This is a genomic window from Pantoea dispersa (genome assembly GCF_019890955.1).
In the GTDB taxonomy this organism is placed as follows: Bacteria; Pseudomonadota; Gammaproteobacteria; order Enterobacterales; family Enterobacteriaceae; genus Pantoea; species Pantoea dispersa.
In genome coordinates, this window is the sequence record NZ_CP082346.1 from 2,178,300 (window position 1) to 2,201,370 (window position 23,071).

19 protein-coding genes are annotated in these 23,071 nt (G+C 59.1%); 12 read left to right on the forward strand and 7 right to left on the reverse strand.

Annotated features, from left to right (window positions below):
- Positions 1 to 6: 6 nt before the first annotated feature.
- The 7 genes from manA (at position 7) to K7H94_RS10075 (ending at position 6,887) form a co-directional block, all read left to right on the forward strand.
- A complete protein-coding gene (manA, locus tag K7H94_RS10045; RefSeq protein ID WP_222950985.1) occupies positions 7 to 1,182 on the forward strand; it encodes a mannose-6-phosphate isomerase in 1,176 nt (391 codons plus the stop codon).
- Between the two features lie 129 nt (positions 1,183 to 1,311).
- Positions 1,312 to 2,811, forward strand: a complete 1,500-nt coding sequence (locus K7H94_RS10050) for a YdgA family protein (RefSeq protein WP_222950986.1) — start codon at positions 1,312 to 1,314, stop codon at positions 2,809 to 2,811.
- 133 nt (positions 2,812 to 2,944) lie between these two features.
- Positions 2,945 to 3,508 carry a fasciclin domain-containing protein gene (locus K7H94_RS10055; protein ID WP_150058560.1) on the forward strand — a complete coding sequence of 188 codons (564 nt, stop codon included), beginning with the start codon at positions 2,945 to 2,947 and terminating at the stop codon, positions 3,506 to 3,508.
- A 43-nt stretch (positions 3,509 to 3,551) separates the two neighbouring features.
- Positions 3,552 to 4,106: a sigma-70 family RNA polymerase sigma factor gene (locus K7H94_RS10060; protein ID WP_222950987.1), complete on the forward strand. Its 555-nt coding sequence runs from the start codon at positions 3,552 to 3,554 to the stop codon at positions 4,104 to 4,106.
- Positions 4,103 to 4,750 carry an anti-sigma factor gene (locus K7H94_RS10065; protein WP_222950988.1) on the forward strand — a complete coding sequence of 216 codons (648 nt, stop codon included), beginning with the start codon at positions 4,103 to 4,105 and terminating at the stop codon, positions 4,748 to 4,750. The genes K7H94_RS10060 and K7H94_RS10065 overlap by 4 nt, the downstream gene beginning before the upstream one ends.
- A 392-nt stretch (positions 4,751 to 5,142) precedes the next feature.
- On the forward strand, positions 5,143 to 6,597 hold the full coding sequence (locus K7H94_RS10070) for a methyl-accepting chemotaxis protein (protein WP_223815618.1): 1,455 nt from the start codon (positions 5,143 to 5,145) through the stop codon (positions 6,595 to 6,597).
- A 53-nt stretch (positions 6,598 to 6,650) separates the two neighbouring features.
- Positions 6,651 to 6,887 (forward strand): hypothetical protein, encoded by a 237-nt coding sequence (locus tag K7H94_RS10075; RefSeq protein WP_021506169.1) that lies wholly within the window; start codon positions 6,651 to 6,653, stop codon positions 6,885 to 6,887.
- An 80-nt stretch (positions 6,888 to 6,967) separates the two neighbouring features.
- On the opposite strand, the gene K7H94_RS10080 is transcribed toward K7H94_RS10075, so the two are convergent.
- Together K7H94_RS10080 and malI are read right to left on the reverse strand one after the other, a co-directional pair.
- Positions 6,968 to 8,158, reverse strand: coding sequence for a glycosyltransferase (locus tag K7H94_RS10080; RefSeq protein WP_222950989.1), 1,191 nt, complete (start codon positions 8,156 to 8,158; stop codon positions 6,968 to 6,970).
- Between the two features lie 402 nt (positions 8,159 to 8,560).
- Positions 8,561 to 9,586: a Mal regulon transcriptional regulator MalI gene (gene malI / locus K7H94_RS10085; protein WP_222950990.1), complete on the reverse strand. Its 1,026-nt coding sequence runs from the start codon at positions 9,584 to 9,586 to the stop codon at positions 8,561 to 8,563.
- Between the two features lie 177 nt (positions 9,587 to 9,763).
- Here malI and malX point away from each other — a divergent pair, with 177 nt between their 5' ends.
- The 3 genes from malX (at position 9,764) to add (ending at position 13,645) form a co-directional block, all read left to right on the forward strand.
- Entirely contained in the window at positions 9,764 to 11,350 is a 1,587-nt protein-coding gene (malX, locus tag K7H94_RS10090; protein WP_031279154.1) for a maltose/glucose-specific PTS transporter subunit IIBC, read from the forward strand.
- A 2-nt stretch (positions 11,351 to 11,352) separates the two neighbouring features.
- Positions 11,353 to 12,528, forward strand: coding sequence for a MalY/PatB family protein (locus K7H94_RS10095; RefSeq protein WP_222950991.1), 1,176 nt, complete (start codon positions 11,353 to 11,355; stop codon positions 12,526 to 12,528).
- A gap of 118 nt (positions 12,529 to 12,646) precedes the next feature.
- On the forward strand, positions 12,647 to 13,645 hold the full coding sequence (gene add, locus K7H94_RS10100; RefSeq protein WP_088515841.1) for an adenosine deaminase: 999 nt from the start codon (positions 12,647 to 12,649) through the stop codon (positions 13,643 to 13,645).
- A 62-nt stretch (positions 13,646 to 13,707) separates the two neighbouring features.
- Here the strand turns inward: add and K7H94_RS10105 are convergent, their stop codons facing one another.
- From K7H94_RS10105 to K7H94_RS10125, 5 genes are all read right to left on the reverse strand, one after another.
- Entirely contained in the window at positions 13,708 to 14,748 is a 1,041-nt protein-coding gene (locus K7H94_RS10105; protein ID WP_058780626.1) for an oxidoreductase, read from the reverse strand.
- 77 nt (positions 14,749 to 14,825) lie between these two features.
- Positions 14,826 to 15,743 (reverse strand): arabinose operon transcriptional regulator AraC, encoded by a 918-nt coding sequence (araC, locus tag K7H94_RS10110; protein ID WP_021506176.1) that lies wholly within the window; start codon positions 15,741 to 15,743, stop codon positions 14,826 to 14,828.
- Positions 15,744 to 15,800: 57 nt separating this feature from the next.
- Complete coding sequence (gene araH / locus K7H94_RS10115) at positions 15,801 to 16,787, reverse strand: L-arabinose ABC transporter permease AraH (protein ID WP_021506177.1); 987 nt, start codon at positions 16,785 to 16,787, stop codon at positions 15,801 to 15,803.
- Positions 16,788 to 16,804: 17 nt separating this feature from the next.
- On the reverse strand, positions 16,805 to 18,325 hold the full coding sequence (gene araG, locus K7H94_RS10120) for an L-arabinose ABC transporter ATP-binding protein AraG (RefSeq protein ID WP_021506178.1): 1,521 nt from the start codon (positions 18,323 to 18,325) through the stop codon (positions 16,805 to 16,807).
- Positions 18,326 to 18,499: 174 nt separating this feature from the next.
- Positions 18,500 to 19,483 (reverse strand): arabinose ABC transporter substrate-binding protein, encoded by a 984-nt coding sequence (locus K7H94_RS10125; protein WP_021506179.1) that lies wholly within the window; start codon positions 19,481 to 19,483, stop codon positions 18,500 to 18,502.
- Positions 19,484 to 19,849: 366 nt separating this feature from the next.
- On the opposite strand from K7H94_RS10125, the gene K7H94_RS10130 reads away from it, so the two are divergent.
- Both K7H94_RS10130 and araA read left to right on the forward strand, forming a co-directional pair.
- A complete protein-coding gene (locus K7H94_RS10130) occupies positions 19,850 to 21,535 on the forward strand; it encodes a ribulokinase (protein WP_222950992.1) in 1,686 nt (561 codons plus the stop codon).
- Positions 21,536 to 21,546: 11 nt separating this feature from the next.
- Entirely contained in the window at positions 21,547 to 23,037 is a 1,491-nt protein-coding gene (gene araA / locus K7H94_RS10135) for an L-arabinose isomerase (RefSeq protein WP_222950993.1), read from the forward strand.
- The last annotated feature ends 34 nt before the right edge of the window (positions 23,038 to 23,071 follow it).

The window sequence follows — 23,071 nt, forward strand, 5'->3', positions numbered from 1 at the left end:
TAAACGATGCAAAAATTGAACAATTCGCTGCAAAATTATGCATGGGGCAGCAAAACCGCGCTGACCGAACTCTACGGCATCGAAAACCCGCAGGGATTGCCGATGGCGGAATTATGGATGGGCGCGCACCCCAAAAGCCCCTCTACCGTTGAAGTGAATGGCATCACCCGTTCGCTGCGTGACGTGATCAATGACGATCAGGTCGCGACGCTGGGTGCCGCGGTAGCGCAGCGTTTCGGTGAGCTGCCGTTTCTGTTTAAAGTGCTGTGCGCCGATCAGCCGTTATCGATTCAGGTGCATCCCAGTAAAACTGCCGCAGAAGCCGGTTTCGCGCGTGAAAACGCGGCGGGCATTCCGCTCAGCGCCGCCGAGCGCAACTATAAAGATGCTAACCACAAGCCCGAACTGGTGTATGCCCTGACGCCGTTCCAGGCGATGAACGGCTTTCGCGAACTGCCTGAGATTGTCTCGCTGCTAAAGCCGGTCGCGGGCGCGCATCCGCAGATCGCCCATTTCCTCGAAAACGCCAGCGAAGCCGCGCTGGCTAAACTGTTCGCTACCCTGCTGTCGCTGAAAGACGAAAGCAAAACCCGCGCGCTCGGCGTACTGAAATCCGCGCTGAACGCGCGCGAAGGCGAACCGTGGCAGACCATCAAAACCATCGCCAGCGACTACCCGGACGATAATGGCCTGTTCTCACCGCTGCTGCTGAATGTCATCACCCTGCAACCGGGTGAGGCGATGTTCCTGTTCGCCGAAACGCCGCATGCCTATCTGAAAGGCGTGGCGCTGGAAGTGATGGCCAATTCGGATAACGTGCTGCGCGCCGGCCTGACGCCAAAATTCATTGATATTCCGGAACTGCTGGCCAACCTGAAGTTCGAGGCCAAACCGGCGGCAACGCTGCTCACGCAGCCGCAGACACAGGGTGACAGCCTGAACTTCCCGATTCCGGTAGAGGATTTTGCCTTCGCCATCCATACGCTTTCGGCCACGCCGCAAACGCTGGCACAGCACAGTGCCGCCCTGCTGTTCTGCATCGAAGGCCAGGCGGTGATTGAAAAGGCCGGGCAGCAGCTGGTACTGCAACCGGGCGAATCCTGCTTTGTCGCAGCCAGCGAGTCGCCGGTGAGCGCGGCGGGGACTGGTCGTCTGGCGCGGGTGTACAACGCGCTGACGTGAGGCGGCTGACGCCTGCAGCATTAACTGCTATTATTTCAAACTATTAATTAAAAAACGCCTGCGGGCGTTTTTCTTCACCCGTCGCGCGGCCCAACGGTATGCGCACGCAAGGATAAGGACGACTCAGCGATGAAAAAGACCAAGGTTGCCGTAGGTGTGATTGTGGCGCTCGGCGTAATCTGGACTGGCGCAGCGTGGTTTACCGGTAAACAGCTGGAAAGCCACATGGATGAGATGCTGCAAAATGCCAACAGCCAGATCAACGCGTACGCGCCGAATAGCCGTCTGACGCTCAGCTATCAGGATTACCAGCGTGGCGTATTCAGCAGCAAAACCAAACTGGTGATTCAGGCCAGTTCGCAGACCGAAGACAATCCGCTGCTGAAGCCGGGTCAAAGCATCGTGCTCAACGAAACCATCGACCACGGTCCTTTCCCGTTTGCTCAGCTGAAGCGCGGCAACCTGATCCCCAGCATGGCCTCGGTGCACACCGAACTGGAAAACACCGATGCGGTGAAGAAACTGTTTGAACTGACTCAGGGCAAATCGCTGGTTAATGCCGATACCCGCGTCGGGTACAGCGGCGCGACCGATACCGCGCTGCACCTGCTGCCGGTGGATTACAGCAATGCGCAGACCGGTGATCGCCTCGCCACTAACGGCGGCACGCTCAACGTCAGCGCGGACAGCAAAGGCGACAAAGTGAGTCTGCAGGGCGACTTCTCCAGCATCGCCGTCACCAGCAAAAACCAGCTGCAGCAACCGGTGCTGTTTACCCTTAACGGTCTGAAGCTGGGCGGTGACACCCACCTGAGTCCGGAAGGCGTGCGCGTCGGCGACCAGACCATCACGCTGGATAAGCTCGACGCCAGCATCAACGGTCAGGAAGGCCTGACGCTGGAGAAGCTGGACGGGAAGTCCTCGTTCGACAACAAAGACGGTAAGATTGGCGGCCAGATTGATTATCAGGTTGATAGCATCAGCCTGCAAAAACAGCCGTTCGGCGAAGCCAAACTGGCGATGAAATTTGCGCAGCTTGATGCTCAGGCGGTGAAAACCTTCTCTGACCAGTACAACGCGCAGATGCAGGATCTGCTGAACCAGCCTGGCGTGGTGGACGATCCTATCCGCTACCAGGCCAGCGTGCAGACCATTTTGAGAAATAACCTGCCGACCCTGCTGAAAGGCTCGCCGACCGTAAGCGTGGCGCCGCTGAGCTGGAAAAATGACAAAGGCGAGAGCACGTTCAACCTTAACGTCGGTTTTAACGATCCGGCGACCGTCACCGGTGAACCGCAGAGTCTGGGTGCCGCCGTGGATCGCGTGCTGAAAACGCTCGACGGCAAGCTGAGCATCAATATGCCGATGGCGACGGAAGTGATGCGTCACGTCGGGCTGGCGGAAGGTTATCAGGGTGATGATGCGCAGAAGCTGGCCGATCAGCAGGTGAAAGGTCTGGCGGCGATGGGCCAGATGTTCCGTCTGACCCAGCAGCAGGACGATAACATCACCACCAGCCTGCAATACGCTAACGGTCAGGTCACCATGAATGGCGACAAAATGACGCTGGAGCAGTTCCTGTCGCGCTACATGTTAGGCGCACCAACCAGCGAAGGCATGCCAGAGTAATCCCCGCGGCAGCCCGCTCCGGGCTGCCGTTTTTCCCCGGCAAATAAATTTCACCCTTTTCTGCATCCGTTCAGCCGCACCGTACGTATATCCCTTTGTGAGCACCCTTCTGCTCCTTCAATGAGGATATATGATGAAAAAGTTAATCAGTTATGCCGTCCTGTCTGCCGCCCTGCTTGGCGCGAACGCTGCGATGGCGGCCATGCACGCCAATTCGGTGATGGTAGGCGGCGCGGCAATGTATCCACAAAAAAACATTATTGAAAATGCCCTGAACTCGAAGGATCACACTACGCTGGTCGCCGCCGTTAAAGCCGCGGGTCTGGTCGATACCTTACAGGGCAAAGGCCCGTTTACGGTGTTTGCGCCGACTAACGCCGCCTTTGCCAAACTGCCTGCCGGCACCGTTGATGCACTACTCAAACCAGAAAACAAAGCCAAACTCACCAGCGTGCTGACCTACCATGTGGTCGCCGGTAAATATGATATGAAAGCGCTGGAGCAAAAAATTAAACAGGGTGGCGGTAAAGCCCAATTGAAAACGGTTAACGGTCAGCCGCTGTGGATTATGAGCAATGGGCCACATAATATTCAGCTGAAAGATGGTCAGGGTAATGTGGCAAATATCAGCACTTATGATGTAAACCAGAAAAATGGCGTCATTGACGTTATTGATACCGTCTTAATGCCTGAATAACTGTCTATACTCGGTAAGGTTAAACAAACCGGCCAGGAGTATTATGGACGCCTCTCAGGCTGAGCAACAAATAGCCTTAATACAGGCGGTCGCGAAGCGCGATCGCCTGGCTTTTGAACAGCTGTACCGGCTGACTTCCCCGCATCTGTTTGCGGTAGCGCTGCGCATGTTACGCCAGCGGGCGTGGGCGGAAGAGATTCTGCATGAATGCTACATCACGGTCTGGCACAACGCCGCGTCATTTAATAGCGCGCTCAGTTCTCCCCTGACCTGGATGACGCACATTGTACGCAACCGCTGTATTGACTGGCTGCGCAGCGGCTATGCCAGACAATTCCATGCCGATGAGGCCTGGCTCGACGATTTGAGCAGCACGCCGGGTGACGTCAGTCTGGATGAGCAGCACGATCGCCAGGTTGCCCGCCTGCACCACTGTCTGCAGCATTTGAGCAGTGAACAGCGCCAGTCGATCGCGCTGGCCTATTATCAGGGCTTATCACATAGCGACATTGCCGGGTGGCTGCAGCAGCCGGTCGGCTCGGTTAAAAGCTGGATTCGACGTGGCCTGGACCATCTGCGGGAGTGTGTTGGACGATGAGTGACAAGGTGCAGCGGGATGACGCCCTGGCGGCGGAGTACGCCCTCGGCACGCTGCGCGGCAGCGCGCGATTGCGCTTTCAGCGCAGACTGCAGGCCGAGCCGGTGCTGGCGGCGCAGGTCGCCCGCTGGCAGACGCTGCTGGCGGGTCTCGATCAGGCTCAGCCGCCCGTCACGCCGCCGGAAACGCTGTGGAAAAAAATTGCCCTTTCTCTGCCGCCCGACAAGCGCGTCGCCCCCGCACGCCGGACGCTGCCGTGGCTGGCTGCCGCCTGCGTCGCGCTGGGCTTAGCGCTGTCGGCTTACTGGCTGCGCGAGCCGGTTATGACACCGCTGGCGGTGCTGACCGATGCGCAACACAGTCAGCAATGGGTGGTGAGCGCCAGCCGCCGGCAGGACGTGATCAGTCTGGCGCCGCTGCAGGTTAGCGCGGTCAGGGCGGATCAGAGTCTGGAACTGTGGCTGATTCCGCCTGGCCGGGCGCCCGTTTCACTCGGTCTGGTCACCGGAAGTGCGCCGCAGCAGTATCCGATTGAGAAACAGCAGTCGCTGGTTAAGGCGACGCTGGCGATCAGTCTCGAGCCGCACGGCGGTTCGCCAACCGGACGTCCAACGGGCCCGGTGCTTTACAGTGTGAATTTATAATCGGTGATGGTCACGGGTGAAATTAGCGTTAACACGGCAGCGTTTATTATTTGTTGACGCCCAACGTGTTGCAGGCGGAGTGCTGTTAATCATTGCGGCGTGACTTAAGCTAAATTAACGGGCACTGAACGCTCAATTTCAGCAAACGGCAAAAACAATGAAAGTTTATTTATCCGCCGCCGAGCTTTACTGCCGCGGCCAGGCGAAATAACCCTCTTGTAAATTAATCTGGCATATCTTTGGGAAAGAAATATTTTATCGACGATTCATTTTCTTTTTCAGAATTCCCTGCCATGCTTAAAACGCTAAACCATAGTACGCGATATTATCGCGAACAATAAATAATAACGCTCGACACCATTGTGTCTTAAACGACACCGGGGAAACTCACCATGCAATTTCTTAAAAACTTCACCATTCGCCGGGTTGTGCAGTGCATCCTGGTCGCGGCGCTACTGATTGTGGCGCTGGCCGGGATCTATGGCAGCACGGTGCTGCGCGACATGCATCAGCGCGAACTGCATAACGCCACCCTGACCAGCCAACTGCTGTTTCTCAATCGCGCAAGTTTAGTGATGGCATCGGGAACCACGGCGGCGAAAGCGGCTGTAGCGGCCGATGCCCCGGCCGATAGCGACTGGGCGCCGCTGCGTACCGCCCTCACCGCATCGCCGGCTGACTTTGCGGTGCCTGCGGCTGAGCGCCTGCATTTCCTGCAGCGCGACATCGCAGCGAATAACCATGCCGACCAGTCCGATCGCCAGCGTCTGCAAATGGCCTTTGGCATTGCTGCACTGCTGATGCTCGCGCTGCTGCTGTTCTGTGACCGTTTTCTGGTCACGCATCTGGTACGGCCGCTGGGGGCGCTGCGGGAACATTTCCGCGGCATCGCCGCTGGCGATCTTACGCGGGAACCGCAGGATTTTGGCCGCAACTGTGTGGGTCAGCTGATTCCGCTGGTCAGGCTGATGCAGCAGAGCCTGCTGACCACGGTGCGTGCCGTGCATGACAACACCGACGTGCTACGCAAGGAGTCTGCGGATATCGCCAGCGGCAATGCCGATCTGTCCGACCGCACCACCCGCCAGGCGGCTGCGCTCGAGCAGACCTCGGCCAGCATGGAGCAGCTTAGCGCCACCGTAGAGAAAAATGCCCACAGCGCGGGCGAAGCGCGCGAGCTGGCTGAGGATGCGGCGCGCACCACGCGCGACGGCGAAGCGCTGGTGAAAAGCGTGTCAGCGATGATGGCCGATATCGCCGCCGAGGCCGATAAAATCCGTCAGTTCACCGCCACGGTTAACAGCATCGCATTTCAGACCAATATTCTGGCACTGAACGCGGCTGTTGAAGCCGCCCGCGCCGGCGAGCAGGGACGCGGCTTCGCCGTGGTGGCCGCTGAAGTGCGCACGCTGGCACAACGCAGCGCCAGCGCCGCGAAGGAGATCGAAGGGCTGATTAATGGCACCGTGACGCGCGTTGGCGAGGGCGCGCAGACCGCGCAGCGCGCCGGCGCCATCATGGACAGCGCCACGCAAAGCGTTTCCGCCGTTACGTCGCTGATTGGCCAGATTGCGCTGGCGTCAGACGAACAGAGCAAAGGCATTGCCCAGGTTACGCTGGCCGTGACCGATCTGGATCGCGTCACCCAGCAGAATGCCGCCCTGGTGAAAGAGATTGCCGCCTCGGCCGGCAGCCTGAATGGCCGTACCGGAACGCTGGCTGCGGTGATCAGTCATTTTAACTTTTCTGACAGCCCGCTGGACAGCGCTCAGCCCGCCGGCCAGCGCCCCGTTTCAGCCACCGGCAGCTTCGCGACAGAAAAGCTTGCCGTCTCTGACCCGGCATAGCTCGCAGCCGATAACCATACCGCCAGGGACAGGCCACAGAAAGAGAAGAACTTATGAGCCATCAATCATTGCAGCACATTGTTCCGGTTCAGACTGATGTGCGTGACTTACGCATCGCCACGGGCATGACCCAACTGCACGCGGCTGAACGCTTCGACCTCAGCCTGCGGGTCTGGCAGATGAAGGAGTCCGCAGCTAAACCGTCGCCGCTCAGTCAGGGAGAATATGAGTTTTTGCTGCTGCTGGCAGGAAAACATCCCTATTTTAGTCTGACGGCCAGAGCCCGCTAATGCCGTGCGCGCTGGCCGTTGCGTCAGCGCCACCGGCGATAACCGGGGATCCGCGTCCTCCACCCGGCGTGATTCATGCGTCAAATCTCTTTAGCGCTGACGCCCGGGGCACGATTCACCTGTGCTGTCTGCTGATAAAAGGCGTCGAGACGGGCGCGAAAGCGCGCCGGATCGTGCTGGTCTTTAATTCTTTGCAGCGCCCGCACCGAGCGGGTGCTGATCGCCTCGCGCTGCGCCATTATCTGTGTGATGATCTGTTTGAGCTGCGCAATAATCCTGTCCCTGATCGCCAGTTTCTCCTGCGCTGAAGCGATGTTGATTTCAAACATATCATTCAGCGGACAATCAATAATCCAGCCGGCCGAAGCCGGGTTTATTTCCGGCAGTGCGCGCACATTAGTGGTAATGACCGGACAGCCGCACGCCTGCATTTCCAGCACTGAAAAGCCGTAGGTATCCTGCCAGGTCGGTAATAATCCCACATCGGTCTGTTCGAGCATTTTCATCAGCCGATCATTTTGCAAAAATGTTTCATGCCTGAAGATTGCCTGCTGATTAATCAGGTCTTCAATCCGCTGATGAAATTGCGCGTCATCCTGCTGTGCGCCGTGCGCGATATTATAGCGATGCTTCAGGTTGCCCGTTAAATTCACCTGCACGCTGTCGGGGTGAATGATGCCTTCTGCCAGCAGCTCGCTAAACGCCAGCACCACTTCCGCCCCACCTTTACGATAAAACTCATTGCCGACAAAGCTGAACGTCAGCTTCGCCTGATTCACCAGTCTGGTCCGATCACAGATAATTGCCTGCGGCGGATGCAGTGTATGCAGTTTGGGCAAAATGGCTGCAGCCTGCTGCGGAAACGCCTGTAACAGCTTGATTTGAATCTTTTTCGTCGCGTCGGAAATGGCCAGCAGCGCCGTACACTGCGGTGCCGCGATCAGTTTGAGTTGTTTCTGCAATTGTGGATTATGCAGTTTGGCCATGCCCGGCACCGGCAGCACGCGCGGAATTTCGGTTTCAAATGTCGCTATCCAGCGTTTTTTTGTGCAGGCCACTTCATTAAAAAGATGGATGATTTGTGCATCGTCCGGCACCGAGAACGGTAGCGGCGCGAAAATAAACAACTTATTGGCTTTGCGGATTTTCTGCCTGACGGCGTTACGATAAAACCAGATATTTTTATATTTCAGATTGAGATAATGGTGTGAATCGTTGACGATGATATTTCTCTTTTCCGGATAACCTTTCCCATTTACGATTATTTTCATACGTGCCCCGGCACAGGAAAAATAAGCATAGCTGGCAGTATATTCCTCGCCAGTCACAAATCCAGCGAGCAAGTAAACCCGCGCTAAACAATAAGAAAATACACATTTTGTGACAGGTAATAACATCAGCCAGCCTGAATAAAATACAGGCGCGGCCGGTAAAGAATATTAATCAATACAAAATTCGCGGAATTCAGAAAAATGGCTAACGCGTTGATTTTCATTTAACGCTGGCCATATTATGACAATTTCGTGTCAGGATTTGATGCCGAAGTTTAATCTTTATTTTCTGCTGGCCCGCAATGCATAAGCAGAACGATGATCACAGGCCGGCTGACAAACGGTAAGCAGCGGTAACAGAAACGTGGCGAATAATGACCTGACGCCGGGCGGGCGACAGGCTTAGCAGCCCTGCACCAGCTGCGGCGGCACGATTAACGTCTGCACATCGGCCTGTGGCTGCGCCAGGCGCTGTAATATGCGTTCTGCCGCGCGCCGCCCGACGATGCGCGCTTCACTGCTGACAAACGTCAATGCCGGATCGTTCAGCTCAGGCTGCGGATCGTCGTTGAAGCCGACCAGCGCCAGCTGCTGGGTGTAGTAACTGTCCACGGCATCTTCCCCGAGGGTGCGGCCGCTGCGCAGCGCGCCGAAATAGCAGCCGAGCGTGGTGCTGGCATTGTGGGCCAGGATAGCGGTAATACGCGGATGCTGATGCAGCAGCGCCTGCGTCAGCGCAGAGACGCTCTGCTGGCGATCGTCACATTCAATAATCCAGTCCGGGCGAAACGGCAAACCGTACTGCAGCAGCGTGGCGCAATAGCCGCCGATACGTTCGGCGCGCGTCAGTGAGGACCCCAGACCGCCCACCCAGGCAATGCGCTGATGTCCCTGTTTGATCAGATACTCGGTGGCCATCCGCGCCGCCTGGCTGTTATCCGGACGCAGCGAATCGACTTTCTCCAGACTGCTGGCGCGCGCGGCGCAGATCAGCGCAATATTTTGCTCCTGCGCCTGCAGCCGCAGCGATTCCGCCTGCGCCACCGCGCCGCCCAGCACAATGCCATCGGCACCCTGCGCCGCCAGTGAATCAAAACAGCGCTGCAGATGCTGGCCGTGCTGACCACTCTGCGTCAGCACCAGCACTTTGCCCTGCTGCTCCAGCACCTCACTCAGTCCCGCCGTCATTGCTGCATAAAAGGGCTGGCTGAGATCGCGCACGATCAGGCCAATCACCCCGCTCTCACCACCGCGCAGCATGGAGGCCGAGCGATTACGCACATAGCCGAGTTGCTCAATCGCCTGATTCACCCGCGCGGCGGTGGCGGGTGAAATGCGCCCTTTGCCGGACAGCACCAGCGATACCGTGCTGACCGATACGCCAGCGGCCTGCGCGACATCATGGATGGTGATTTTCTGCTGGGACATAGTGTGACGCTTTTCGTTGCCGGAAAATTCAAAGAGGTAAAACGTTACACTGATTCGCATAAAAATAAAGCCTGATGCTCGTCACGCTTTGTGATTATCACCACAAAAAGCTCTGATAAAACGTTTTATCATCCTCCACCACTTTACCCGCTTGTTACTTTTTAGCCAGGAGAGACTATGCCTCACAGCCAACCCAAAATGTCGCTCTGGGAATTTTTCCAGAGCCTGGGGAAAACCTTCATGCTACCCGTGGCGCTGCTGTCGTTTTGCGGCATCATGCTGGGGATCGGCAGTTCGCTCAGCAGCCATGATGTACTGACGTTGATTCCGCTGCTCGACCAGCCGTTCCTGCAATACCTGTTTATCTGGATGGCGAAAATCGGCTCCTTTGCCTTTAGCTATTTGCCGGTGATGTTTGCCATCGCCATCCCGCTGGGCATGGCGCGGGAAAACAAAGGCGTAGCGGCGTTTGCCGGCTTCGTCGGCTTTGCGGTGCTCAATCTCAGCGTTAACTTCTGGCTGAACATCAACGGGATTCTGCCGACTACCGATGCGGCGGTGCTGAAAGCCAATAACGTGCAGAACATTCTCGGCATTCAGTCCATCGACACCGGTATTCTCGGCGCGGTGATTGTCGGCATTGTGGTGTTCTGGCTGCACGAGCGTTTTCACAATATTCGCCTGCCGGATGCGCTGGCATTCTTCGGCGGCACGCGCTTTGTGCCGATTATCACCACCGTGGTGATGGGCCTGCTGGGGCTGGTGGTACCGCTGATCTGGCCTTTCTTTGCGCGCGCGATCACCGGTCTTGGCTGGATGATCAACAGCGCGGGCGAATTCGGCCCGATGATCTTCGGCACCGGAGAACGTCTGCTGCTGCCGTTTGGCCTGCAGCATATTCTGGTGGCGATTATTCGCTTCACCGATGCCGGTGGCACCATGGAGGTGTGTGGTCACAGCGTCAGCGGCGCGCTGACCATCTTCCAGGCGCAGCTGGCGTGTCCGGAAACTCACGGCTTCGCGGAAAGCGCTACCCGCTTCCTGTCGCAGGGTAAAATGCCGGCATTCCTTGGCGGCCTGCCGGGGGCAGCGCTGGCGATTTATCACTGCGCGCGCCCGGAAAACCGACACAAAATTAAAGGCCTGCTGATTTCGGGCGTGGTTGCCTGCGTGGTCGGCGGCACCACCGAACCGATCGAGTTCCTGTTCCTGTTTGTCGCACCGGTACTGTATCTGATCCACGCGCTGCTGACCGGTCTCGGCTTCACCGTGATGGCGATGCTTGGCGTGACCATCGGTAATACCGACGGTAACGTGATCGACTTCTTCGTGTTTGGCGTGCTGCACGGCCTTTCTACCAAATGGTACTGGGTGCCGGTGATTGCCGCCGTGTGGTTTGTGGGTTACTACGCCATCTTCCGTTTCGCCATCACCCGCTTCAACATCAAAACACCTGGCCGCGAAGCAGAAACCAGCCGCGTTGAGCAGCAGGTCAGCCGCGCCGGCGTGGGCAAATCCGGCTACAACACGCCAGCGATTCTCGCGGCGCTGGGTGGCGTTGACAACATCACCTCGCTGGATAACTGCCTGACGCGCCTGCGCCTGTCGGTGGCCGACATGAGCAAGGTCGACGATGCCGCGCTAAAAGCCAACGGCGCCATCGGCGTGGTGCACCTCAATCAGACCAATCTGCAGGTAGTCATTGGCCCGCAGGTGCAGTCGGTCAAAGATGAAATGGCCCATCTGATGAGCGCGACGGTGTAAACATGCAGGCGTTTAATTTTGATCGGGTAGTGGATCGCCATGGCAGCTGGTGCACGCAGTGGGACTTTGTCGCCGACCGCTTTGGCGTGCCAGATCTGCTGCCCTTCACCATCTCGGACATGGATTTCGCCACCGCTCCCTGCATCATTGACGCGTTGCAGCAGCGGCTGAATCACGGCGTGCTGGGCTACAGCCGCTGGCAGCACGAGGATTTCCTCTCCGCCCTGCAGCACTGGATGCGCAGCCGCTTTGCCAGCGAGATCGCGGCAGAGTCACTGGTGTACGGCCCGTCGGTGATTTATATGGTGGCGCAGCTGCTGCGCCACTGGACGCAGGCGGAGGATGAAGTACTGATTCACACGCCCGCCTATGATGCGTTTTACCAGACAATCATCGGGAATCAGCGCAGGGTGCTGGAACTGCCGTTGCAGCGCACTGGCGACACATGGCGCTGTGATATGGCTGAGCTGGAAACCCTGCTGGCGCGGCCGCGCTGTAAGGCGATGTTACTGTGCAGCCCGCACAATCCCACCGGCAAAGTGTGGCAGCGCGCAGAGCTGCAGCAGATGGCGGCACTGTGCGAACGGCATGGCGTGAGCGTGATCAGCGACGAAATCCATATGGATATGGTGCTGAGCGCGGCGCGCCACACGCCGTGGTGCGAGGTGGCACAAGGCCGCTGGGCGCTGTTTACCTCGGCCTCGAAGAGCTTCAATATTCCGGCGCTGACCGGCGCCTGGGGTATTATCCCGGACGCGGACGACCGCCAGGCGTGGTTTCACGCGCTGAAGCAGCAGGACGGGCTGTCGTCACCGGCAGTGATGGCGCTGGCTGCCACCATTGCCGCCTACCGTCACGGCGCACCCTGGCTCGACGCGCTGCGCGATTATCTGCGTGCCAATATGCAGCACATTGCGCAACGGCTCAACGCGGCGTTTGCCGGGCTTAACTGGCAACCGCCGCAGGCCACTTATCTGGCATGGATTGACACCGCGCCGCTGGCGATTGATGACGTCGCGCTGCAGCAGCGGCTGATCCAGCAGCATAAGGTGGCGATTATGCCAGGCAGCACTTACGGCAGCGCCAGCCGCAGCTATCTGCGTCTCAACGCTGGCTGCCCGCGCAGCAAGCTGGATGACGGGCTGGACCGGCTGATTGCCGCACTGCAATCGTTCTGAACCACAGCGAATGCTGATTAATTCAGCATCCGCTGCCCGCTTTGCGCAAATCACTGGCGCGGTTGCGCAAGATGTTTTTATAATGGTCTGCACTTTACGTTAATTCAGCGAGTGCGACATGATTGATGCGAAACTTCCCCTCACCGACCTTCACCGCCACCTCGATGGCAATATCCGCGCCCAGACCATCCTTGATTTAGGTCGTCAGTTCAATCTTGCGCTGCCCGCCGATACGCTGGATACGCTGCGTCCGCACGTGCAGGTGACCGCCAACCAGCCGGACCTGGTGAGCTTCCTGCAGAAGCTTGACTGGGGCGTCAAAGTGCTGGGCGATCTCGACGCCTGCCGCCGCATTGCGCTGGAAAACGTCGCTGACGCCGCGCAGGCCGGTATCCATTACGCTGAGCTGCGCTTCTCCCCGGGCTATATGGCAATGAACCATCAGCTGCCGATTGCCGGCGTGGTGGAAGCGGTGATTGATGGTGTGCGCGCGGGCGTACAGCAGTATGGCGTTGATGTGAAGCTGATTGGCATCATGAGCCGCACCTTCGGCGAAGAAGCCTGCCTGCGCGAGCTGGAAGGTCTGCTGGCGCACCGCGACGGCATCACTGCCGTCGATCTGGCCGGTGACGAACTGGGCTTCCCGGGCAGCGAATTCCTCAGCCACTTTAACCGCGCCCGCGATGCCGGATTCCGCATCACCGTACATGCCGGTGAAGCCGCCGGACCGGAGAGCATCTGGCAGGCGATCCGCGAGCTGGGCGCTGAGCGCATCGGTCACGGTGTCAAAGCGATTGAAGACCGCGCGCTGATGGATTTCCTCGCCGAACAGCGCATTGGCGTTGAATCCTGCCTGACGTCGAACATTCAGACCAGCACCGTGGCCTCGCTGGCCAGCCATCCGCTGAAGGCGTTCCTGCAGCATGGCATTCTGGCAACCATCAACACTGACGATCCGGCGGTACAGGGCATTGAGCTGGCGCATGAATATGAGGTCGCTGCACCGCAGGCGGGCCTGAGCGCCACCGAGATCCGTCAGGCGCAGGAGAACGGCATTGCCATCGCCTTTTTAACCGAGGCGGAGAAAGCCGCGCTGCGCCAGCGCGTGGCGGCATAAGCCATAAAAAAGGAGCGCAGATTGCGCTCCTTGTTGACCGGCTGGCGATAACGCCGTCCGGTTTACTTCAGTGACAGGGTCTGGCGTTTCTCCGCCGACTGCAGGCCAAGCTCAATCAGCTCCATCACCTGAATCGCCTCTTCCGCCGTAACCGGGTTGGCACCGTTACCGGCAATGGCGTCGCGGATCGCCGCATAATAGGCCGGATAGTTGCCCGGCAGCGTCAGCAGCTCTTTCTCCACCATCACTTCGCCCTCGGCCAGCGTCAGCGTGCCGTTGCGCATGTCGTAGCCCCACTCTTCACGCGGCGGACGTTCACCGGCTTTCAGACGGTCCTCCTGCGGATCGAGCCCGTACTTAACGTAGCTGCCGCGCGTGCCGTGCACCACGAAACGCGCCGATTCCGCGGCCACCAGCATGCTGGCGTGCAGCACCACGCGCCGGGTGGGATAAGTCAGCACCGCGTGGAAGTAATCGGTGGTTTGCGCGCCCGGACGCAGTTCAGCCATGTCGACGTTGATCGCCACCGGCGGTCCAAACAGCTGCAACGCCTGGTCCAGCACGTGCGGTCCAAGATCGAACCAGATCCCGCTGCCCGGGCCTTTCATTTCGCGCCAGCGCTGACGCACTTCCGGACGGAAACGGTCAAAGTGCGACTCCAGATAGCGCACCTCGCCCAGCGTGCCGTCGTTCAGCAGCGTTTTCAGCGTCAGGAAATCGCTGTCCCAGCGGCGGTTGTGGAACACCGACAGCAGCAGCCCTTTGGCTTTGGCCAGCTGATCGAGCTCGCGCGCCTGTGACAGTGTCACGGTAAACGGTTTATCGACCACCACATGCTTGCCGGCATTGAGTGCCGCTTTGGCGAGCGGGAAATGGGTGTCGTTAGGGGTAGGAATTACAATCAGGTGCAGCGTCGGGTCATCCAGCAGCGCCTGAGGATCGGCCACCACCTGCACCGACGGCCAGTCAGCGTGCACTTTACTGGCATCGCTGCTGGAGATCGCCGCCAGCTCAACGTCTGGCGTACCGGCGATCAGCGGCGCATGGAAGGTTTTGCTGGCAAATCCGTAGCCGATCAGGCCGACACGTAGTTTATCGCTCATTCTCATTCCTCTTGTTCGTGACCTGACTGATTTAAGACGAATCAGTCAGTAAGAACAAGGCGGAATCACCTGAAAGCTCAGGAGATCGCACTCCGTGCCGGTTGCCAGCTCTCCTGGGCCACCAGCGCGTCGTGCGCATCCTGACTGCGGCGGCGGAAATCGCTCGGACTGACGCCCACCCGCTTGCGGAACACGCGCGAGAAGTAGAGCTGGTCGTCGTAGCCGACCTCGCGCCCCACCGAGGCGATCGGTTCCTGAGTGGTTTGCAGCAGCAGCTTGGCGCGGATCACCCGCTGATCTTCGCGCCAGCGCAACAGGTTGATCCCCATCTGCTCGCGGAACAGGTGGGCCAGACGCGACGGCGACAGGCAGACGTGGCGCGCCACTTCCTCGATTTTCACCTCGCTGGCCAGATGATTGGTGACGTACTGGCAGGCTTCAATCACGCGCGGATCGCGAATTTGCTGATGGCTGCGCGGATCCTCTTCCACTGCACGCAGCAGCAGGCGCTCCAGCAGATTCATCGCCAGCTCTTCGGCAAAGCGACGTCCGGAGTTGTGCGTCTGTTCGATGCTGGCAAACAGGCGGTCAAATTCGGCGCGCAGCGCATCCGGCAGCCGCAGCCGGCCAACGCCCTGGTTCTGATCCTGCCACTGCAGCCAGTCGGTCCAGTAGGCGCGCGGACGGAAATAGACCCAGCGATGATGCCAGCACGGACTGTCCGGCGCGCGGCCATAATAGTGCGGCGTTTTTGGCTGAAACAGCAGCAGGTCGCCAGGCTCGCAGTCAAACGCTGACGCCCCGTCAAACACCCGACCCTGGCCTTTAATGGTCAGATTGAGGATGTAACCTTTCATGCCGTGCGGGCGATCAATAAAAAAATCGAGCTGATCGCCGGCGTTGATCGGCGTCAGTCCGGCCACCAGCCAGGCGTTAAACGGATAGCCCGGCAGTAACGGATTTTGCTGTTCACTCGGCGCTTCGCGGTGGTACATAAGGATCTCCCGGTTCGCGTGACGTTGGGGCGCAGCGTTGCGGCTGCGCCCGCGGGATCAGGCGGTTCTGCTTTTCTGTTTGTAACGGTCAAAGATCACCGCCGCTAACAGTATCAAACCGCGCACCACATACTGTGAGAATGGCGAGATATTCAATAAATTCATCGCATTCTCGACGGTACCCAGAATCAATACCCCGGCGACCACGTAGGAAATCTTGCCGATACCGCCCTTCAGCGACACGCCACCCAGCACGCAGGCGGAGATGACGATCAGCTCATAGCCGAGCGAGGTCATCGGCTGACCGCTGGTCATGCGTGAAGCCAGGATAATGCCGGCCGCCGCTGATACCAGCCCGGAAAGGATAAAGATGATGATGCGCGTGCGCACCACCGGGACCCCGGCCAACCGCGCCGCTTCCTCGTTGCCACCAATCGCCAGCGTGTTGCGGCCAAAGGTGGTTTTGTTCAGCAGGAAACCGAACACGATCATGGTGGCGATGGTCAGCCAGATCGGTGCCGGCACGCCCAGCCAGTTGGCGTAGCCGAGGGTGAAAAAGCGCTCATCCTCAATCCCCACCGCTTTACCGTCGGAGAAGATATAGGCCAGGCCGCGCACAATCTGCATGGTCGCCAGCGTGGTGATCAGCGCGTTAATTTTGAGACGCGCAATCACGAAGCCGTTAACGAAGCCGGTGGCCATACCGAGCAGCAGGCCGGCGGCGACGCCGATCCACAGGCTTTCGGTCATGTTGATCACCACGGCGGTGACGACGCCAGCGCAGGCAATCACCGACGCCACCGACAGGTCGAAATCGCCGGAGGCGAGGCAGAACAGCATGCCGCACGCCACCATGCCGGACATCGACATCGCCAGACCCAGCCCTTTCATGTTGATAAAGGTGCCAAAATTAGGCACGAAGATGGCGCAGACGATAAACAGCAGCGCAAACACCACCAGCATGCCGAAGTTGTCCCAGATGCGCCCGAGCTGCAGGCCACTGCGCTGCACCGGTGGCGTATTGGACGTGGTAGATGAAGCCATTTTTACTCTCCTTTACCTCAGGCCACGGCGGCCGCTTGAGTGGTTTTCGGCATGGCCAGGCTCAGCGTCAGCTGCTCCGTGGCGGCGTCGTGGGGCAGTTCACCGGCAATCTCACCTTCGCGCATCACCACGATGCGGTCGGCCAGTCCCATCACTTCGGGCAGATCGCTGGAGGCAAACAGCACCGCGATCCCTTTGTTCGCCAGCTGATAAATCAGGTTATAGATTTCATGTTTGGCGCCGACATCAATGCCGCGCGTCGGTTCGTCGAGCAGGATCACGTTCATCTCCTCCGACAGCCAGCGGCCCAGAATCGCCTTCTGCTGGTTGCCACCGGACAGATTCATGATCAGCTGATGCGCGCCCGGCGTTTTGATGTTCAGCGAGCGAATGTGGTGGTCCGCGTTTTTCGCTTCCCAGCCCGGTTTGATCAGACAGCCGGCACTCAGGTTGTGGCGGCGCGCGCTGATATTGATGTTCTCGCGCACCGAGTGCACCGGGATGATGCCTTCGGCTTTGCGATCTTCCGGGCACAGCATGATGCCGGCGCGGATGGCATCAATCGGTTCGCGGATGTTGAGCTGCTTACCGTCCAGCGTGACCGTGCCTGCGCGCAGCCGGGTGGCACCAAACAGCCCTTTCATCAGTTCGCTGCGGCCGGCACCGACCAGTCCAAACAGACCGACAATTTCTCCGGCGCGCACCGTCAGCGATATCGGCATCCGCACGCCTTTCGCTTCCACCTGGTCCAGCTGCAGACGCACGGGGCCCAGCTCACGTGGCGCGTAGCCATAGATATCTCCGAGGTTGCGTCCGACCATCGCCTCCACCAGATCGTCATGGTGGGTATTGGCCATATCCGTGAAGGTGCGCACGTAGCGCCCATCCTTAAACACCGTAATGGCATCGCTCAGCGCGAAAATTTCTTCCATGCGATGCGACACGTACAGCACCACCCGGCCCTGCTCACGCAGCTGGCGAATCACGCGGAACAGATGCTCAATTTCGCGCGCCGACAGCGAACTGGTCGGCTCATCAAAGGCGATGATGCGCGCGTTGCGCGCCAGCGCTTTGGCGATTTCGACCATCTGCCACTGACCGAGCGACAGGTATTTCAGCGGCATGTCGGGGTCGATATCCATGCCAAGATTTTTCAGCTGCAGACCGGCTTCGTAGCGCAGCAGCTTGCGGTTAACCAGCCCGCGCTTGTGCGGCAGCTGGCCAAGATAGATGTTCTCCGCCACGCTCATTTCCGGTACCAGATGCAGCTCCTGGTAAATGATCGCCACGCCGGCATCCAGCGCATCAACGGTATTGCTGAAGCTTTTCGCTGTGCCTTTGATGCGGATTTCGCCGCCGCTGGGCTGATAGCTGCCGCTGAGGATTTTCAGCAGCGTGGATTTGCCCGCGCCGTTTTCTCCCATCAGCGCGTGCACTTCCCCGGCGCGGCACTGAAAAGAGATATCCTGCAGCGCTTTCACGCCAGGGAAGGTTTTGCTGATGCCATGAAATGACAGAAATGCTGGATCCGTGTTCATGGGAACTCCTGAGCCTCTATATTTCGCACCGTAGCGGCGTTGGCTGCGCACATTTACCCCGGTCACTGACCTCAGTAAGCTCCCGGGGATAAACGTGCCTGCCGCCTTGCTACAGCACGAACTATGCCGGCTGACTGTTAATTAACATCACATTGAGGACGGCTTAAAACCGACTTACATCAGCCCTTTCTTCGCCAGCTCGGTTTTGAAATTGTCGCGGGTGATCAGCACCACGTCGGTCACTTCGGTGAATTTCGCTGGCTCCTGTCCTTTGGTCACCCAGTTGTAGAGCATTTCGCTGCTCTTGTAGCCGTGCACGTCCGGGCTTGGCAGCAGGGAACCGTAGAAGCCGGTTGGCGCGCCCTTCGACAGCTCGCTTACCGCATCCACGCCGTTGATGCCGATACCGATCACGTCCGGTGCCTTGAAGCCCTGGCCTTCGGTGGCGCGCACGCCGCCCAGCACGGTGTTGTCGTTCATGCCGACAATCAGCCAGTGCTTCACTTCCGGATGCTGCACCAGCAGCGAGTTACCGGCGTCAAACGCGCCCGGGATATCGTTGGATTTGGTCGGCACCTGATAAATCTGCTTCTCCGGGAAGCCGGCGGCTTTCAGCGCGGCCATCGAACCACCGGTGCGGCGGCGCGCGGTATCCAGTTCGTTAGCGGTAATCGCCATGACGGCGGTTTGCTTCACATCCCAGCCGCGTTTCTGCATCTCTTTGTACAGCTCCTGGCCCTGACGCTCGCCGATTTTGGTCGCTGCCATCATCACCAGCGGTACGGTATCCATCGGCTTGCCTTTGGCGGTGACAAACTGGTCATCCACGGCAATCACTTTCAGGTCATAGCTGCGTGCTTTGGCGACGATGGCTGAGCCCAGCTTAGGATCCGGGGTACAGATGACAAAGCCTTTGGCGCCGCTCGCCGCCAGGCTATCGATAGCGTTCAGGGTTTTTTCACCGTCCGGCACGGCAATTTTGATCACTTCAAAGCCGAGATCTTTGCCGGCCTTATCGGCGAATTTCCACTCGGTCTGGAACCAGGGTTCCTCCGGCTGTTTGACGAGAAAACCGAGCTTCATGGTCTCGGCGATAGCGGATTGTGACATAAGCGCGGCGAGGCCTGCGGCCGCCAGTGCTTTAGTGAATTTATGCATGATGCTCTCCGGCACAATGGTGTTTTATCGCTGTTATCAACGAATCGGTGTAAACGCTACCAATCAGATTTCACGTTCGGGTACAGCGCAAAATCAGCGCGTTAGCTCAAAGGTTGTACAAAGGCTGTGCAAACGCTGGGCTAGTTGTAGCGGGAAAAGCGCGGAAAAATGTAGAGCGGTATCACATCCCAAAACGATGACTAAATTCTCCATATATTCAGCAAAATTAACCGGACATTAACTTTTGCTGTCGATCACACAACCCCGCCGATGACAGAAAAGTGCATATTCTCAGCCGCTGATGACTAACCGCCGCCCGCGCCCCATTCCAGGATAGAGCGAGACAACTCACACAGGAGAATCCCGATGAGCGCGGGTGCCATAACAATTGGGCTGGATTTCGGCAGTGACTCGGTACGGGCGCTGGCCGTGGAGTGCCACAGCGGTAAAGAGCTGGAAAAGGCGGTGGTCAACTATCCGCGCTGGGCTAAGGGTGAATTCTGCGATGCCCACGCCAACCGCTTTCGTCATCATCCTCAGGATTATATTGATGCGCTGGAACAGGCCATCGTCAGCGTGGTGCAGGCGTTAAGTCCGGCGCAGCGCGCCGCGGTGGTGGGTATTGGCGTCGATTCTACCGGCTCGACGCCGGCCCCCATCGATCGCGACGGCAACGTCCTCGCGCTGCGTCCGGAATTCGCCAGCAATCCCAACGCCATGTTTGTGCTGTGGAAAGATCACACCGCCATAGAAGAAGCCGAAGAGATCAACAGCCTGTGCCGCAGCGGCCAGTTCACCGACTTTACCCGCTACATCGGCGGCGTTTACTCCTCCGAATGGTTCTGGGCCAAAATTTTGCACGTGTCGCGTGCCGATGCCGCGGTGCGAGAGGCGGCGGTGTCGTGGGTAGAACTGTGCGACTGGGTGCCCGCGCTGCTGAGCGGTACCACCGCACCGGCCGATCTGCGGCGCGGACGCTGCGCCGCCGGGCACAAATCACTGTGGCATCCGGAATGGCAGGGTTTACCGCCGGCGGCGTTCTTTCGCGCGCTCGACCCCATGCTGGTGGAACAGCTCGATTCGCCGCTGTTCAGCGATACCTTTACCGCCGATGTGCCGGTCGGCACGCTGTCGGGCGAATGGGCGCAGCGTCTTGGCCTGTCAGAACAGGTGGTGCTGTCCGGTGGCGCCTTTGACTGCCACATGGGCGCGGTTGGCGCGGGCGCACAGCCGTACACGCTGGTGAAAGTCATCGGCACCTCGACCTGCGACATCCTGATCGCCGACAGCGAACAGGTGGGCGATCGCGCGATCAAAGGCATCTGCGGTCAGGTCGACGGCAGCGTGATGCCGGGCGCCATCGGCTGTGAAGCCGGACAATCGGCGTTCGGCGACATCTATGCCTGGTTCAGTCGCCTGCTCGGCTGGCCACTACAGCAGGCGGCGCAGCGCCATCCTGAATTACAGCCGCAGCTGGCCGCGCTGCAGCAGGATCTGATCCGCCAGCTGACCGACGCCTGGGCGGCAAATCCGCAACTCGATCACCTGCCGGTGGTGCTGGACTGGTTTAACGGTCGCCGCACGCCGGACGCCAACCAGCGCCTGAAAGGCGTGATTACCGACCTCAACCTCGGCACCGATGCGCCGGCGCTGTTCGGCGGCCTGATTGCCGCCACCGCCTTTGGCGCACGCGCCATCATGGAGTGCTTCGAGCAGCAGCAGATTCCGGTGCAGAACATCCTGACGCTCGGCGGCATTGCGCGCAAATCCCCTGCCATCATGCAGGCCTGCTGCGATGTGATGAACCGGCCGCTGGACATTGTCGCTTCCGATGAGTGCTGTGCGCTGGGCGCGGCGATTTTTGCCGCCGTTGCCGCCGGCGTTTACCCCGATGTGCCGGCGGCGCAGCAGGTGATGGCCAGTCCGATTGCCGTCACCCTGCAGCCGGACAGCGCGCGCGTGGCGACTTATCAGCAGCTTTATCAACGTTATCAACACTGGTGCCAGGCGGCTGAACCGCAGTACGCCGCGCGCGCCGCATCCGCTAAGTAAAGGAGCGATGAATGGAACAGAAAGTCTGGTTTGTGATTGGTACACAGCATCTCTACGGAGCGGAAACCCTGCGCCAGGTTGAGCAGCATGCGCGCCAGGTGATGAACGGCCTCAACCAGGCCGGTACGCTGCCGGTGCCGCTTGAGCTGAAGCCGCTGGTGAAATCACCGGATGAAGCGCTTGCGCTGTGCCGCGAGGCCAATCACGACAGTCAGTGCGTCGGTATCATTACCTGGCTGCACACCTTTTCGCCGGCAAAAATGTGGATTGGCGGACTGAGTATTTTGCATAAACCGCTGCTGCAGTTTCATACCCAGTTCAATGCGGAAATTCCGTGGGACAGCATGGACATGGACTTCATGAACCTGAACCAGACCGCGCACGGCGGCCGTGAGTTCGGCTTCATTGGCGCGCGCATGGGTCTGCAGCACAGCGTAGTGACCGGTCACTGGCAGGATAAAACCAGCCAGCAGCGTATTGCGCGCTGGATCAATGCCGCCCTGGCGAAGCAGGCCAGCCAGCAGCTGAAAGTGGCGCGCTTCGGTGACAATATGCGCGAAGTGGCGGTCACCGAAGGCGATAAAGTGGCAGCGCAGATTCAGTTTGGCTATGCGGTTAACGGCTGGGGCGTCGGCGATCTGGTTGAGGTGGTGAACAGCGTCAGCGACGGTGATGTCAACGCGCTGGTCGACGAATACGAGAGCCAGTATCTGTTCAGCGCAGCGGCGTATGTAAACGGCGACAAGCGGCAGAATGTGCTGGATGCCGCACGCATTGAGCTGGGCCTGAAGCGCTTCCTCGATAGCGAAGGCTGTAAAGCCTTTACCACCAATTTCCAGACGCTGCACGGTATGACCCAGCTGCCCGGTCTGGCGGTTCAGCGCCTGATGGCTCAGGGCTACGGTTTCGCCGGTGAAGGCGACTGGAAAACCGCCGCGCTGCTGCACATCCTGAAAGTACAGGCCGGCACGCGCGCCGGCGGCACCTCGTTTATGGAGGATTACACCTACCACTTCGCGCCGGGCAACGAGCTGGTACTGGGCTCGCACATGCTGGAAGTGTGCCCGTCGATCGCCAAAGAGGAGAAGCCGCTGATTGATGTGCAGTTCCTCGGCATTGGCGGTAAAGCCGATCCGGCGCGTCTGATTTTCTCGACGCCGGCGGGTCGCGCGGTGAACGCCAGCGTCATCGACATGGGCGACCGCTTCCGTCTGCTGGTCAACGTGGTCGATACCATTGAACAGCCGCAGGCGCTGCCGAAGCTGCCGGTGGCACGCGCGCTGTGGCGCGCACAGCCGTCGCTGGCCACCGCTTCTGAAGCGTGGATCCTGGCGGGCGGCGCACACCATACGGTGTTCAGCCAGGCGCTGGACGTTGAGGATATGTACCTGTACGGCGAACTGCACGGCATTGAAGTGCTAGTGATTGATGACGAGACGCGCCTGCCGGCCTTCAAAGATGCGCTGCGCTGGAACGACGCGTACTACCGCCTGAAACGTTAATTGCCTGAAATGTTGAAGTAAGCCGCGAGTGTAT

Bases quoted from the DNA above. Each gene is read 5' to 3' on its own strand.
- manA (WP_222950985.1), top strand. From the start codon at position 7: ATGCAAAAATTGAACAATTCGCTGCAAAATTATGCATGGGGCAGCAAA.
- K7H94_RS10050 (WP_222950986.1), top strand. From the start codon at position 1,312: ATGAAAAAGACCAAGGTTGCCGTAGGTGTGATTGTGGCGCTCGGCGTA.
- K7H94_RS10055 (WP_150058560.1), top strand. From the start codon at position 2,945: ATGAAAAAGTTAATCAGTTATGCCGTCCTGTCTGCCGCCCTGCTTGGC.
- K7H94_RS10060 (WP_222950987.1), top strand. From the start codon at position 3,552: ATGGACGCCTCTCAGGCTGAGCAACAAATAGCCTTAATACAGGCGGTC.
- K7H94_RS10065 (WP_222950988.1), top strand. From the start codon at position 4,103: ATGAGTGACAAGGTGCAGCGGGATGACGCCCTGGCGGCGGAGTACGCC.
- K7H94_RS10070 (WP_223815618.1), top strand. From the start codon at position 5,143: ATGCAATTTCTTAAAAACTTCACCATTCGCCGGGTTGTGCAGTGCATC.
- K7H94_RS10075 (WP_021506169.1), top strand. From the start codon at position 6,651: ATGAGCCATCAATCATTGCAGCACATTGTTCCGGTTCAGACTGATGTG.
- K7H94_RS10080 (WP_222950989.1), bottom strand. From the start codon at position 8,158: ATGAAAATAATCGTAAATGGGAAAGGTTATCCGGAAAAGAGAAATATC.
- malI (WP_222950990.1), bottom strand. From the start codon at position 9,586: ATGTCCCAGCAGAAAATCACCATCCATGATGTCGCGCAGGCCGCTGGC.
- malX (WP_031279154.1), top strand. From the start codon at position 9,764: ATGCCTCACAGCCAACCCAAAATGTCGCTCTGGGAATTTTTCCAGAGC.
- K7H94_RS10095 (WP_222950991.1), top strand. From the start codon at position 11,353: ATGCAGGCGTTTAATTTTGATCGGGTAGTGGATCGCCATGGCAGCTGG.
- add (WP_088515841.1), top strand. From the start codon at position 12,647: ATGATTGATGCGAAACTTCCCCTCACCGACCTTCACCGCCACCTCGAT.
- K7H94_RS10105 (WP_058780626.1), bottom strand. From the start codon at position 14,748: ATGAGCGATAAACTACGTGTCGGCCTGATCGGCTACGGATTTGCCAGC.
- araC (WP_021506176.1), bottom strand. From the start codon at position 15,743: ATGTACCACCGCGAAGCGCCGAGTGAACAGCAAAATCCGTTACTGCCG.
- araH (WP_021506177.1), bottom strand. From the start codon at position 16,787: ATGGCTTCATCTACCACGTCCAATACGCCACCGGTGCAGCGCAGTGGC.
- araG (WP_021506178.1), bottom strand. From the start codon at position 18,325: ATGAACACGGATCCAGCATTTCTGTCATTTCATGGCATCAGCAAAACC.
- K7H94_RS10125 (WP_021506179.1), bottom strand. From the start codon at position 19,483: ATGCATAAATTCACTAAAGCACTGGCGGCCGCAGGCCTCGCCGCGCTT.
- K7H94_RS10130 (WP_222950992.1), top strand. From the start codon at position 19,850: ATGAGCGCGGGTGCCATAACAATTGGGCTGGATTTCGGCAGTGACTCG.
- araA (WP_222950993.1), top strand. From the start codon at position 21,547: ATGGAACAGAAAGTCTGGTTTGTGATTGGTACACAGCATCTCTACGGA.